Origin of the sequence: Echinimonas agarilytica (genome assembly GCF_023703465.1) — a bacterium.
GTDB classification, from domain to species: domain Bacteria; phylum Pseudomonadota; class Gammaproteobacteria; order Enterobacterales; family Neiellaceae; genus Echinimonas; species Echinimonas agarilytica.
The window spans coordinates 571068-584637 of sequence record NZ_JAMQGP010000003.1 but is presented as its reverse complement, the minus strand read 5'-3'; the positions used below and the strand labels follow the sequence as shown (position 1 = coordinate 584637).

Here is a 13570-nt window from a genome sequence, read left to right as displayed (position 1 = left end):
GATATCCTTCAGACGCAACAGTAATTACTTAATAGCGTAGTTCATTGATATCTCGAGTCAAAATACCAATGGAGATGAATGAATGAACGCCATCAACATGATCCAAATTTGTGGTACTAATTTTATGTATAAGAAATAAATTAATGCGCTTGTGTTTCGCCATGAAATAATGTCAACGCACCTTAAAGATGGTAGTCATAGTGACAGTTTTAGTGTATCAAATGTTGATCTACCTACAAAATAGTCAGATTAACGCTGCCATTTAAATTCGAGTGACCTCAAAGCTAACTGAGCAGTGAATACGAGAAGTCCAAACTAAATAGAAAAAGAAGCCACTTCAAGTGGCTTCTTTTGCGCCCTAATGCGTCACTTCTTCGGACTCTTCGCCCCCTGACTTATTGGCTATTTTGTGTAAATTCTCATGAATTTTAAACAGCACGATCATCAACTCACACCAAATACGAGCACCAATCGCTCCACCCACCATAGTAGCTAAACCGAGGAAAAAAGTTTCAGTGGTCATGCCATAGTAACCACCAAACATACTTACTATTCCTGAAATAACTGCGGCAAGTAACAACAACCAATAGACAATGGTGATGATTTTTGGCGTTAACATATGATCGAAAAATAATGCGCTTCGCATGAATTCCCCTAACTTTTGAATAAGAATAGATAAAAACCAACACAGAATGTTGATACTTCACACTTCAGAATGTGCCAAGTGAAAGCGCAAATAGATTATATACACCACTTCAAGCCATCAAGCTAAAAGTTAATATATAACAACCATTTAACAGCAATCGCAACTGCTATCAATGTCAATTACAATTCTCATACAAAACAGGTTTAACAACTTATATCAATCCTTCCTAGGCAGTTTAAATTTTTGACTAGAATTAGACATGACTTAATTTCGAGCATTGGTTTACATCATTCCGAATGCCAGCGTTCTCATCAAAAGGATTCATACATCATGAAGTTTGTTACATTGGCTCTAACGAGTGCTATAGCTCTAGCTTCAATATCTTCAGCAATAGCCTCAACGTCTCCAAAGCCAGCAACACAGCATACAAAAGACGCAAATGCAGCCGTATTAAAAGCGCTTCCGTTCAGTGACAAGACCGATTTTGAGAATGCACGTAAAGGTTTCATTGCCAAGCCAGATGTAATAACTATTAAAGACCCCAGCGGCAACGTTGTATGGGATTTGGAACAATACAAATCTTACATTTCAAGTGATAAAGCCTCTCCTGACACAGTAAACCCAAGCCTTTGGCGCAATGCTCAACTGGTAATGGAACACGGATTATTTAAAGTCACCGACAATATCTATCAAGTCCGTAGTTTCGATTTAAGCAACATTACTTTCGTTCAGGGCGATTCTGGCTGGATTGTGTTTGATCCCCTGATCTCACCAGAAACCGCCAAAGCAGCATTGGACTTTGTTAATCAACAGCTAGGAGAGCGCCCTGTTGTGGCAGTGGTTTATAGCCATAGTCATATCGATCATTACGGAGGCGCTACCGGAATTATTACTGCCAAAGACGCCTCCTCAGGAAAGGTTAAAGTGATTGCTCCTGAACACTTTACTGAGCATGCCGTTTCAGAGAATGTCATCGCGGGTAATGCGATGGGCCGCAGAGCGGTGTATATGTATGGCGCAATGCTCCCTAGAAATGCTCGTGGTGGCGTCAATGGAGGCTTAGGAATGACGGTTTCCACCGGTTTAGCTGGGCTCATTATTCCAAATGTAAACGTTAAAGAAACAGGCCAAGAACTGACGGTTGATGGTGTCAAAATGGTATTCCAGATGACTCCGGGGTCAGAAGCTCCTGCTGAAATGAACACCTGGTTTCCACAGCTTAAGGCACTTTGGATGGCCGAAAACAGTACCAATACTATGCACAACATATTGACGCTTCGTGGCGCACAAGTGCGTGATGCGTTGATTTGGTCTAGTTTTCTAAACGAGACAATCGAAACTTGGGGAGATGAAGTTGAAGTAAAATTCCAAAGCCATCACTGGCCGCTTTGGGGCTCAGAGAACATTGTTCCTTATTTCAAAAAACAACGTGATATCTATAAGTTCACTCACGACCAATCGGTTCGCCTAATGAATCAAGGGTACACGGGGGAAGAAATATCAGAAATGCTCGTTTTGCCGCCAGAGCTCGAACAAAATTGGAGCACTCGCGGCTACTACGGAACCTTGCGCCATAACAGCCGCGCTGTCTATCAACGTTATATGGGCTGGTACAATGGCAACCCTTCAAACCTCAACAACCTTCCACCTGAAATGGTAGCAAAGAAATACATTGAGTTTATGGGGGGAGAAAAAGAGGTCCTTAAAAAATCTCAATCATCATTCGACAAAGGTGAGTATCGCTGGGTGGCAGAAGTAATGAAACACGCGGTATTTGCAAACCCTATAAGTAAACCTTCAAAAGAACTATTAGCCGATGCATATGAGCAATTAGGATACCAATCTGAGTCCGGCCCATGGCGCTCTGTGTATTTACAAGGTGCATTCGAACTGCGCAACGGTGTGCCTGCAGCGGGAGGGACTCAAACGGCTACACCAGACACCATTCGAGCGATGACTCCAGATATGTTGTTTGATTTCTTTGCTGTACGATTGGATCCAGACAAAGCTGCCGGTCAACAGTTTTCCATCAATATCAATTTCTCCGACTTGCAATCAAACTATACTCTATCGGTTGAAAATGCAGTTTTGAACCATACTCAAAAACAAGTTGAAAAAGCTGACGCTGAAATGACGTTATCCATGGCAACCATGAATGAAATTCAGCTAAAGCAAATGACGTTCGATCAGGCCGTTAAAGATGGCAAGATCACAATAAAAGGTGATGAAAAAATCATCGATGATTTTTTAGCAATGCTCGATGACTTCAATTTTTGGTTTAATGTCGTGACTCCTTAACTCAGTCATTTTAAATAAAAAGCCGCATTCAATGAATGCGGCTTTTTTTATGGCTAGTTTTAAAAATGAATGATTTAGTCAAAGGCAATTACGTAGCGCTCTGGGAACGGCCCACCTTCAAAGTCAATCTCGCTCACGGGGCGCACATTCGGCAATAACAGTAAACGTTTGACCATTTGGGTAATTTCAATGCGGCCAACCATATCGCCAAGACACGTATGTTCGCCATACCCCATGTGCATGTAATGATAGTCAGGACGATCAATACAGAAGTCATTGGCACATGGCACTTGACGCCCATCACGCATCGCTGACCGTCCAGACACCAGCACAACGGCTCCTGCCTTAATGGTTTTGGAACGCCAAGAACCACTGGCTATTTTGTAGTCTTTTGCGCATTGTCGCATCACAAACGGATTGATTGGGTTAAACCGCAATGCCTCCCAACAATACTGGTAAAGCTGTTTGTCATCGTCATTGGCAGCGAGTTTTTTAGCTTGTTCTAATATTTCAGGACGCTTAAATAGTTGCTCGAGAATTTGCACCACAGCTTGCGACGTTGTTTCAATACCACCGACTAATGTGCCCATGATGTTCGTCATGATGCGCGATTCATCGAATTTTATACTGTCATCAAATCTGGATTTTAAAAGGCGCGATAAGATGTCATCTAAATCAGGATTATCTCCTATCTCTTGACGCCGTTTCGGTAGAAGTTCTGTCAGAAAATCTTTCATCTGAGCGCCCGCTTCAATATTTTCTTGATGCACCTGAGGGTCGTTGTCTTGATTATGAAACATGTCATATTGCGTGGCTCTCGACCATCGAAACATGCTTTCATCATTTGGGCCAGTAAAACCAAAATATTCACAGGTCAAACGAACAGGCACCCAACGCGACACAGTATTCACGACTTCGATTTGCTTTTTGTCAAGCTGAGAAGATACTGCTTGGTCAGCGAGCTTAGCCGATATCGCCTTAATTTTGGGTATGTCTTCTCGCTGAATTAACGAGCGCATAATCCCCTTGTCACGCTGGTTAATTGTGGTGCCATCTCGCCCTAACATAAACGGCCCAACTGACGGGTCCATCATAGGCGCATACATCACTCGAAATACTTCGGGTCGAGTCAACGCCTCTTGTACATCATTAAATCGGGTTATAAACACAGGCCCCGTTTTTGTATTACCAAACACAGGAATTGTATTGCGCAAAATCTTGAAAAACAGATCCGGTTTTTGCGTGAGCATATACTCAATAAAACGCGCTGCGAGACCTTTCTTAGCGGATGATTGACTCATAACGTCTGCTCCTTAGATCGTTTTTAAGTATTCGATGATTGCGTCACATTGTTCTTCATTGAACGCGGTTCCAATCACACCCTTGGGTTGATCCAAGTAGTGCTTTGACGTGTCATATTGGTCTGAAAAATGGTGACCAGAGTTGGAATTGCCTGGCACTTGAGTATCTAAAATGAAATAGCCCTCATCAGTATATTTCCTGCCGTCAGCTAATAGCTTTTTCGCCACTTTTTCAAATCCATTAGGCTGATAAAGCCCTACATTCTTGGCATCAAAACGGATATTACCCAATTCCAAATAGGTCGGTCTTTGGTCATTGGCCGGACACAACAAATCCCGCAATGTAGCCACCGAACCGTTATGTAAAAATGGTGCGGTAGCCCATACACCATTCAATGGGCGCGCCTTGTAGCCTGAAGTCGCACGGATGCAGTTTGGACGATTACCTTCTATTTTGGCTTTAAGAGCAGGATCGGTCACCCCTTTCTCTTTGTACCAAGCATTAATCGTTTCTTGCACGATGGCACCCAATGCGAAACCAAATAAGATATCGCCACCATCTTTGACGGGCACATCAACAAGCGATGCCACGGCTTCTGGCGCTGCATTATCATCCTCATACACGCCCTTTGATGAATATGCGAATTGTTCGTTCAGTTGCGAACTGTATTCCTGGTTCGCAGCCTCTCCACAAATAACTTCATCAATGCCAACACTTGGCGTCACTTCACTTTCAATAACGTTGGTGATGCCAGCGGTACTTAATGTCCGCTGCCCGAGTACGTTAGCTTGAGCGGGATCGGTACCGACTTGGGACAAATCGATCAATTTGAGTTTCAGCACCTTGTGCGGCGTTTCGCGCATTACTCCGTTGTGCTCATAGACGATTGGTGCGAAATACTGCGCTTGCCAAATTTCGTCTGAATTCAGGGCAGGTAAATGACAACCTTCACATTTAGCTTGGTAAAGAGACTGCCCAAGCGAAGCCTTTTCATCATCAATTTCAGACAAGCTCCACTGCGGGGGGTGAAGACCTGAAAATCCATCTTGAGGATTGGGCTCTTGTCCTCCTAAAAACTCTTCAAGCCAAACCAGGTTTTCTAGTGGAATCGATGAGTCAAAGCGGTTGTCTTCAAGTGAGCTAGTCATGTCAACATACGCACTTACCCCCATGGCCTCGCCCGCATTGCGGATCAGTGGTCCCATAATGGAGCCATCATATTGCACCCAATCAAACCAAGATGCTGTCCACAGGTGTGGATAATTCACAGGCGCATTAATGGCGTGATAGTTGGAGCGACGATTCATGTTGTCGGCAAATACTTGGTTACCTATACGGTTTAAAGCGTCTAAGCGCATAAAACCTTCCTCAACCTCAATAATGTCGGAGTTGCCTTGCCCTGCAACAACAACCGAAGCTAGCTCATTAGAAAGCCTGAGCTTATTCGCCGCATTATAATTTGGACCTAATACACGCTTTGCAAACCGATCAAACCGACCATCAAATAACGAAAGCTTGCTTGAAAGTGCAGTTTGTCCCAGTGATGCAGACAAAGTTCGAGTCAGCTGAGTTAAATCAGTTGTGGCTGGAGCTCCGTCTACAACGTATTCCACCTTTTCGCCCTTGTTGTCGTGAATAAAATGACCTGTATGACAGGCAGCGCATGTAAATCCTATGCCATTGGTTTGTGTTGAGTAGCCTGGCAATGTAATGGATGGTGAGCGGGCCAAACCAATAGGCAGGCCGTCGGGATTGTATTCAGGGTGGGCCTCGCTTCGAATAAAGCCAAACCGCAAAATAAATTCATCGTCGGTCAATAGACCATTGTCTGAAAACCAATTGAGCAACAAAAAGGAACTAACAGATTGACTTGGCTGCTCTAGATTAATGAACCATTCATAGGGAATTGGGATGGTACGAGTCCCTTGCGAGATATGATGATACTTTCGCGCATCGTCGCTAACATAGTCACCATGACTCCCCCAATTCTGATCAGGCCAATATTGTTTGACCCAGCTACCATCTGGGTTTCGGACTTGCAACAGAGGTAGCTCTGGCGGCGTAAGTGTGTCGACAATACTTTTAAACTTATCCGACGTTAAAAATGATACCAGTACGATGACAGCAACACCTACCGCAATAGCAAACAGGCGATAAATGAACTGGCGAAATTTAGCTTGTGCAACAGTGCTCATGGCAATGCTCCTATCTTTCCTTGATAAGTTCTTAACCATACATTTTAGGCAAGAACCAACGAATATGTCATAACGGCATATTACAGACATAAAAAAGGCCGCTCCTGCGGCCTTTTAAAAGCGTTAAAGCGGGAGGCTTACCACCCCGTTTTCTTACGCAATGCTTCACCGATATCAGCCAAGCTATCTACGGTTGTCACGCCCGCGGCTTGCAGCGCAGCAAATTTCTCTGCCGCTGTCCCCTTACCGCCTGCAATAATGGCTCCAGCATGGCCCATACGTTTGCCCGGAGGAGCTGTTACACCCGCAATGTAAGAAACAACAGGCTTAGTTACATTTTCTTTAATGTATTCTGCTGCTTCTTCCTCTGCTGAACCACCAATCTCACCAATCATCACGATTGCTTCAGTCGCTGGATCTTCTTGGAACAATTTCAATACGTCGATGAAGTTAGAGCCTGGAATTGGGTCACCACCAATGCCAACACAAGTTGACTGGCCGAAGCCTTCATCAGTGGTTTGCTTCACGGCTTCGTACGTCAACGTACCCGAACGAGAAACAATCCCTACTTTACCCGGCTTGTGAATGTGGCCTGGCATGATGCCAATTTTACATTCACCAGGAGTGATCACACCTGGGCAGTTTGGACCGATCATCACCACGCCTTTTTGCGTGAGATACTCCTTAACAACCAACATGTCCAGTGTTGGAATACCTTCGGTGATCGTTACGATGAGTTCAATGCCTGCATCTGCGGCTTCTAAAATCGCGTCTTTACAGAAAGGGGCTGGCACATAAATAACAGACGCTGTAGCACCTGTTTCAGCAACAGCTTCTTTCACGGTATTGAACACAGGAAGACCTAAGTGAGTCGTACCACCTTTACCCGGTGAGACACCACCAACCATTTGCGTACCATACTCAATCGCTTGTTCTGAGTGGAAAGTACCTTGGCCGCCAGTAAAACCTTGGCAAATAACCTTAGTGTCTTTATTAATTAATACGCTCATTCTGCACCTCCAGCTGCTTCAACCACTTTCTTCGCGGCATCAGTCAAGCTTGTCGCTGCGATAATATTTAGACCGCTGTCGGCCAATGTCTTCGCGCCCAATTCCGCGTTGTTACCTTCTAAGCGAACAACTACAGGAACCTTAACACCGACTTCATTGACGGCACCGATAATACCTTCGGCGATCATGTCACAACGAACAATACCACCAAAGATGTTCACGAATACTGCAGAAACAGCATCATCAGACAAGATGATTTTGAACGCTTCAGCAACACGCTCTTTAGTCGCCCCGCCACCTACGTCTAAGAAGTTAGCTGGCTTGCCGCCGTGCAATTTCACGATATCCATCGTGCCCATTGCAAGACCTGCTCCGTTCACCATACAGCCGATATTACCTTCGAGTGCAACGTAGTTCAGCTCCCACTGCGCAGCTTGTGCTTCACGTTCGTCTTCTTGCGAAGGATCGTGGAATTCTTGCAAGCGCTTCTGACGGTACATTGCATTGCTATCAATGTTGATTTTACCGTCGAGACAGTGCAAATCACCGCTGTCGGTGATCACAAGCGGGTTAATTTCGAGTAAGGCAAAGTCGTAGTCTTCAAACATTTTCGCCAAACCTAAGAAGATTTGAGTGAACTGTTTGATTTGAACGCCTTTTAGGCCTAGCTGGAATGCAAGATCGCGTGCTTGATAGGCGTTAGCGCCTACCAAAGGATCGATTTCAGCTTTCAGAATTTTTTCTGGAGTTTCTTCTGCAACTTGTTCAATTTCAACACCGCCTTCGGTGGATGCCATGAAGACGATGCGACGCGTAGCGCGATCTACGACTGCACCCAAATAGAGCTCTTCAGCAATATCTGTGCAAGACTCAACAAGAATTTTGCTGACCGGCTGGCCCTCTGCGTCTGTCTGGTATGTCACCAGGTTTTTGCCCAACCAGTTTTGTGCAAATTCACGAATTGCTGTTTTATCGGTTGCGAGTTTAACGCCACCTGCTTTACCACGGCCACCTGCGTGGACTTGGCATTTAACAACCCATTCGCTACCGCCAATGCGGTCAGCTGCTTCTACAGCCGCTTGCGGTGTGTCAACCGCGTACCCTTCAGACACGGGAAGGCCGTATTCGGCAAACAATTGTTTAGCCTGATACTCATGTAGGTTCATTATGACTTTCCGTCTTTGTTTAATTTACGCCCAACATTCATGTGGGCGATTGAGGTAAGAGTAACGGCTACAAAATAGTGCAGCCGCCACGAGCAATCATACTTCCAGCAATAAACGAGTTGGATCTTCCAGCATTTCCTTGATAGTTACCAAGAAGCTGACTGATTCCTTACCGTCGATAATGCGATGGTCATATGACAAAGCTAAATACATCATTGGTAAGATCTCGACCTTACCGTCGACCGCCATTGGGCGATCTTGGATTTTGTGCATACCCAAGATAGCGCTTTGCGGCGGGTTAATAATTGGAGTGGACATCAAGGATCCGAATACACCACCGTTGGTGATTGTAAAGTTTCCACCCGTCATTTCATCCACAGTGAGTTTTCCGTCACGGCCTTTAATGGCCAACTCGCGAATACCCTTTTCGATTTCGGCAACGGTCATTAAGTTACAGTCACGTAGAACCGGCGTGACTAGGCCGCGTGGCGTAGAAACAGCAATGCTCACGTCGAAGTAGTTGTGATAACAAATATCGTCACCGTCAAGAGATGCGTTCACCGCAGGGAAACGCTTAAGCGCTTCGCATACAGCTTTCACATAGAAGCCCATGAAGCCTAAACGGATACCGTGCTTTTCTTCAAATACGTCACGGTAAGTTTTACGCAAGTCCATGATTGGCTTCATGTTGACTTCATTGAATGTGGTCAACATGGCTGTGCTATTGGTTGCATCAAGCAAACGCTCAGCAATACGCTTGCGGAGGCGTGTCATAGGAACACGTTTTTCGCTACGTCCTAGGTTTACTAATGGTTCGCTAGCGGCTGTGCTTCCACCACTTGTGGCTGCTGCTTTCACATCTGAACCATGTACACGACCATCGCGGCCTGAACCTGAAACACCGTTAGCATCAACACCGGTCTCTCCCGCTGCACGACGCCCTGAAGGTGTTACCACGTCAGATTTATCTGTACCACTCGCTGCTGGCGCTGTTTCAGGAGCTGGAGTAGAAGCCGCTGGTGCGTCTGCTTTCGGTGCAGCTGCTGCACCAACCACAAACTGACCAATCACTTGTTCACCCAGAACAGTGGCGCCTTCTTGTTCCAAAATTTCTTGTAATACACCGCTGTCCGGTGCTGGTACTTCCAGTACCACCTTATCGGTTTCAATATCAACCAGTACTTCATCACGCTCTACGTGATCACCAGGTTGCTTGTGCCAAGTCGCAATGCTTGCATCTGCAACGGATTCAGGTAGTACAGGTACTTTGATCTCGATTGTCATTCTAAATTTCCTTCGACCAATTAGTTGCTAGCTGCTGTGAGCGCAGCTTCAATCAATGCTTTTTGTTGTTTCAAGTGAATCGACATATATCCAACGGCTGGAGCAGCTGAGGCTTCTCGGCCGGCATACGTTAACGTTGAGTCATTTGAAATAACAGAACGGAAGTGGTGCTGAGAGCAGTACCATGCGCCTTGGTTTTGTGGTTCTTCTTGACACCAAACCCAATCTTTCACATGACTATATGCCTTAAGCACTTCCTGTACTTCTTCTGTAGGGAATGGGTACAGTTGCTCAATACGAATAATCGCTACATTGGTAATTTCTTGTTTACGACGTGCTTCTAACAAGTCGTAATAAACCTTACCCGAACACATCACAACACGCTCAACAGAAGATGGCTCAATTGCATCAATTTCTGGAATCACGTTTTGGAATGTGCCGTTGGCAAGTTCATCAAGAGTCGATGTACACAATGGGTGGCGTAATAGCGACTTAGGCGACATCACCACCAAAGGTCTTCGCATAGGGCGAAGCACCTGGCGGCGGAGCATGTGATAAACCTGAGCCGGCGTAGAAGGCACTACGACCTGCATATTATGGTCTGCACATAACTGTAAATAACGCTCTAATCGTGCCGATGAATGCTCTGGTCCTTGACCTTCATAACCGTGTGGCAAGAGTAATGTTAATCCGCATAAACGGCCCCATTTTTGCTCACCAGAACTCAAGAATTGGTCAAATACAACCTGTGCACCGTTAGCAAAGTCACCAAATTGTGCTTCCCAAATGGTCAGGCCGCGAGGTTCCGCCGTGGTGTAGCCATATTCAAAGGCCAACACAGCTTCTTCAGACAACACTGAATCCCATACATCGAATGGGCCTTGCTGTTCGCTAATGTTTTTCAATGGTATATGGTCGCGATTGTCCAATTGGTTGAACAACACTGCATGGCGATGGAAGAAAGTACCGCGTCCTGAGTCTTGCCCAGTTAAGCGAACACGGTAACCATCGTCCAAAATAGTGGCATACGCTAAGTTCTCGGCGTAACCCCAATCGATGAGTTTTTCACCGCTGGTCATTAAATCGCGGTCATCACAAATCTTTTTAACACGGCTTTGCAATTTCCAATCGTCTGGACGTGCGGTCAATGCTTGCCCGAGTTTATCAAGGCGCTTCAACGACGTATTATTGTCGTATGTAGCCGTCCAATCATGACCAATATAAGGAGTCCAATCAACCGAGTGAGCCTGCATTGGACGCCATTCACGCACCACGCAATCGCCACCATCGAGAGCGTCTCGATATTCGTTGTTAATTCGCGACACTTCAGCTTGTTCTAAATCACCGTTCGCCATTAAACGATCCGCATAGTGCTTGCGCGGCGTTGGGTGTTGTTTGATTTTCTGATACATCACTGGCTGCGTTGCATTCGGCTCATCGGCTTCGTTATGACCATGACGGCGATAACAAATAAGGTCGATAACCACATCGCGTTTGAATTCATTACGAAAATCAACCGCCAATTGACTCACAAGAATAACCGACTCAACATCATCGGCATTGACATGAAAAATCGGAGCCTGAACCATTTTTGCGATGTCAGTACAGTACTGTGTAGAACGAGTGTCTTCGGGGTTCGACGTGGTAAAACCGACTTGGTTGTTGACCACAATGCGAATCGTACCGCCAACCTTGAATGCACGCGCTTGAGACATATTGAACGTCTCTTGCACCACACCTTGGCCCGCGATAGCAGAATCGCCATGGATCGTAATCGGTACAACTTCGCGTCCGTTCTCACTGCCTAATCGTTCTTGACGAGCTCGCACAGATCCCATTACAACGGGGTTCACGATTTCTAAGTGAGACGGGTTGAACGCCAACGCCAAATGCACGTTGCCACCTGGTGTGGAGAAGTCTGAACTAAAGCCTTGGTGATACTTCACATCACCCGACCCCCAACCTTCACCATGCTTACCAGCGAACTCATCGAACAACTCGCTTGGGCGTTTCCCAAGCACGTTGACCAAAACATTGAGTCGGCCACGGTGCGCCATGCCGATGACCATTTCTTTTGCGCCATTGCTGCCGCCATGAGAAATGATTTCTTTGAGCATTGGGATGAGCGAATCGCCCCCCTCAAGGGAGAAGCGCTTGGCCCCTGGGAATTTCGCACCTAAATACTTTTCTAAACCTTCTGCAGCGGTCAAGCCTTCAAGGAAGCGCACACGGTCTTCGTGATCAAAACTACCTTTTGCCATCACTGGCTCTAAGCGGCTTTGAATCCAACGCTTCTCTTCAGTTTCGGTCAAGTGCATGTATTCTGCACCGATCTTACTGCAGTAAGTGGTTTTGAGTGAGTTAACTAACTGACTCAATTTCATGGTGTCGCCGCCAGCGGCATACGACCCGGTGTTAAATTCGTGTTCGAAGTCTTCGCCTTCTAAGCCGTGGTGGCTTGGATCAAGTTCCGATACGCGAGGTTGTTGCCACAAGCCAAGTGGATCCAAGTCAGCATGCTGATGACCGCGAAAACGGTACGCATTGATTAATTGGAGTACTTTAACTTGTTTTGCATCGACCTGAGGGTCGGTGGCAGATGTGCCTGCATAACGGTGAGATTCAGTGGCGAGACGTTGGAAATAGTTTCGAATGCGGGAATGAGGTTGTTCATCCTCCGTTTCAGAAACAACTGGAAGCTGGTCAAACAGCTCTTTCCAGTGCGGATCGACAGACTCTGCATCATCCAAATAGGCTTCATACAGGTCTTCGATGTAAGCTGCATTGCCTCCCGATAAGTGGGAGGATTCCAGCCAGGATTGTAGGGACCCTTCGTGCATTTGTTGCTGCTTCCTATGCGGCTGTGACGTCCGCAAAAACCTTTATAATTTTAGTTCGTTTTTTATTTTGAATCCGAGCCCATCCAGGCTCGGATTTATCTGATGCATCAAACAGATCGTTGCAACAGCATAGACTTAATATGGCCAATTGCTTTGGTCGGATTAAGTCCCTTAGGACACACACTCACACAGTTCATAATGCCGTGGCAACGGAACACTGAGAATGCATCGTCCAGTTCTGCTAAACGTTGGTCGGTTGCTGTATCTCGGCTATCTGCCAAGAAACGATAAGCTTGCAACAAACCAGACGGTCCAACAAATTTATCCGGATTCCACCAGAAACTTGGGCATGCCGTTGAACAACATGCACAAAGAATACACTCATAAAGACCGTCGAGTTTTTCACGTTCTTCAGGAGACTGGTTATATTCACCCGCTGGCGGCGGTGCGCCATCGGTGATCAAATACGGTTTGATTCGCTCATACTGCTTGTAGAATTGGCTCATGTCCACCACCAAATCACGCACTACAGGTAGTCCAGGTAAGGGACGGATCACAATTTTGCCACCCTTGCCTTTCAAGTCAGACAACGGGGTAATACAAGCAAGTCCATTCTTGCCGTTCATGTTGAGGCCATCAGAACCACAAACACCTTCACGGCAAGAACGACGGAAGCCCAGTGTTGAGTCCTGTTCTTTCAACAGAATCAACGCATCAAGCACCATAATGTCACTGCCATCAGCTACGTCTAAGACGTAATCTTGCATCTTTGGCTTAGCGTCAACATCTGGGTTATAACGGTAAATTGAGAATGTTAATTTCATCGTTG

The 13570-nt window shown here is 45.9% G+C and carries 9 protein-coding genes; 1 reads left to right on the top strand and 8 read right to left on the bottom strand.

Annotated elements, in window-relative coordinates:
- Nucleotides 1–358 precede the first annotated feature (358 nt).
- Entirely contained in the window at nt 359–646 is a 288-nt protein-coding gene (locus NAF29_RS09810) for a DUF4282 domain-containing protein (RefSeq protein WP_251261370.1), read from the bottom strand.
- A 330-nt stretch (nt 647–976) separates the two neighbouring features.
- On the opposite strand from NAF29_RS09810, the gene NAF29_RS09805 reads away from it, so the two are divergent.
- On the top strand, nt 977–2944 hold the full coding sequence (locus NAF29_RS09805; RefSeq protein WP_251261369.1) for an alkyl/aryl-sulfatase: 1968 nt from the start codon (nt 977–979) through the stop codon (nt 2942–2944).
- 74 nt (nt 2945–3018) lie between these two features.
- On the opposite strand, the gene NAF29_RS09800 is transcribed toward NAF29_RS09805, so the two are convergent.
- The 7 genes from NAF29_RS09800 to NAF29_RS09770 all read right to left on the bottom strand — a co-directional run bounded on the left by NAF29_RS09800 (nt 3019) and on the right by NAF29_RS09770 (nt 13565).
- On the bottom strand, nt 3019–4245 hold the full coding sequence (locus NAF29_RS09800) for a cytochrome P450 (protein WP_251261368.1): 1227 nt from the start codon (nt 4243–4245) through the stop codon (nt 3019–3021).
- Nucleotides 4246–4257: 12 nt separating this feature from the next.
- Nucleotides 4258–6441, bottom strand: a complete 2184-nt coding sequence (locus tag NAF29_RS09795) for a di-heme-cytochrome C peroxidase (protein WP_251261367.1) — start codon at nt 6439–6441, stop codon at nt 4258–4260.
- A gap of 137 nt (nt 6442–6578) precedes the next feature.
- Nucleotides 6579–7451, bottom strand: a complete 873-nt coding sequence (sucD, locus tag NAF29_RS09790) for a succinate--CoA ligase subunit alpha (RefSeq protein WP_251261366.1) — start codon at nt 7449–7451, stop codon at nt 6579–6581.
- Nucleotides 7448–8617 carry an ADP-forming succinate--CoA ligase subunit beta gene (gene sucC / locus NAF29_RS09785; RefSeq protein ID WP_251261365.1) on the bottom strand — a complete coding sequence of 390 codons (1170 nt, stop codon included), beginning with the start codon at nt 8615–8617 and terminating at the stop codon, nt 7448–7450. The genes sucD and sucC overlap by 4 nt, the downstream gene beginning before the upstream one ends.
- A gap of 96 nt (nt 8618–8713) precedes the next feature.
- A complete protein-coding gene (odhB, locus tag NAF29_RS09780) occupies nt 8714–9901 on the bottom strand; it encodes a 2-oxoglutarate dehydrogenase complex dihydrolipoyllysine-residue succinyltransferase (protein WP_251261364.1) in 1188 nt (395 codons plus the stop codon).
- 20 nt (nt 9902–9921) lie between these two features.
- The gene (locus NAF29_RS09775) at nt 9922–12741 is read right to left on the bottom strand and encodes a 2-oxoglutarate dehydrogenase E1 component (RefSeq protein ID WP_251261363.1); all 2820 of its coding nucleotides are present in this window, start codon (nt 12739–12741) and stop codon (nt 9922–9924) included.
- Nucleotides 12742–12848: 107 nt separating this feature from the next.
- Entirely contained in the window at nt 12849–13565 is a 717-nt protein-coding gene (locus tag NAF29_RS09770) for a succinate dehydrogenase iron-sulfur subunit (RefSeq protein ID WP_251261362.1), read from the bottom strand.
- Nucleotides 13566–13570: the final 5 nt, after the last annotated feature.

What these genes read in the sequence shown, in the direction of transcription:
- sucD (WP_251261366.1), bottom strand. Translation starts at nt 7,451, where the DNA reads ATGAGCGTATTAATTAATAAAGACACTAAGGTTATTTGCCAAGGTTTT.
- odhB (WP_251261364.1), bottom strand. Translation starts at nt 9,901, where the DNA reads ATGACAATCGAGATCAAAGTACCTGTACTACCTGAATCCGTTGCAGAT.
- NAF29_RS09810 (WP_251261370.1), bottom strand. Translation starts at nt 646, where the DNA reads ATGCGAAGCGCATTATTTTTCGATCATATGTTAACGCCAAAAATCATC.
- NAF29_RS09795 (WP_251261367.1), bottom strand. Translation starts at nt 6,441, where the DNA reads ATGAGCACTGTTGCACAAGCTAAATTTCGCCAGTTCATTTATCGCCTG.
- NAF29_RS09775 (WP_251261363.1), bottom strand. Translation starts at nt 12,741, where the DNA reads ATGCACGAAGGGTCCCTACAATCCTGGCTGGAATCCTCCCACTTATCG.
- NAF29_RS09770 (WP_251261362.1), bottom strand. Translation starts at nt 13,565, where the DNA reads ATGAAATTAACATTCTCAATTTACCGTTATAACCCAGATGTTGACGCT.
- sucC (WP_251261365.1), bottom strand. Translation starts at nt 8,617, where the DNA reads ATGAACCTACATGAGTATCAGGCTAAACAATTGTTTGCCGAATACGGC.
- NAF29_RS09800 (WP_251261368.1), bottom strand. Translation starts at nt 4,245, where the DNA reads ATGAGTCAATCATCCGCTAAGAAAGGTCTCGCAGCGCGTTTTATTGAG.
- NAF29_RS09805 (WP_251261369.1), top strand. Translation starts at nt 977, where the DNA reads ATGAAGTTTGTTACATTGGCTCTAACGAGTGCTATAGCTCTAGCTTCA.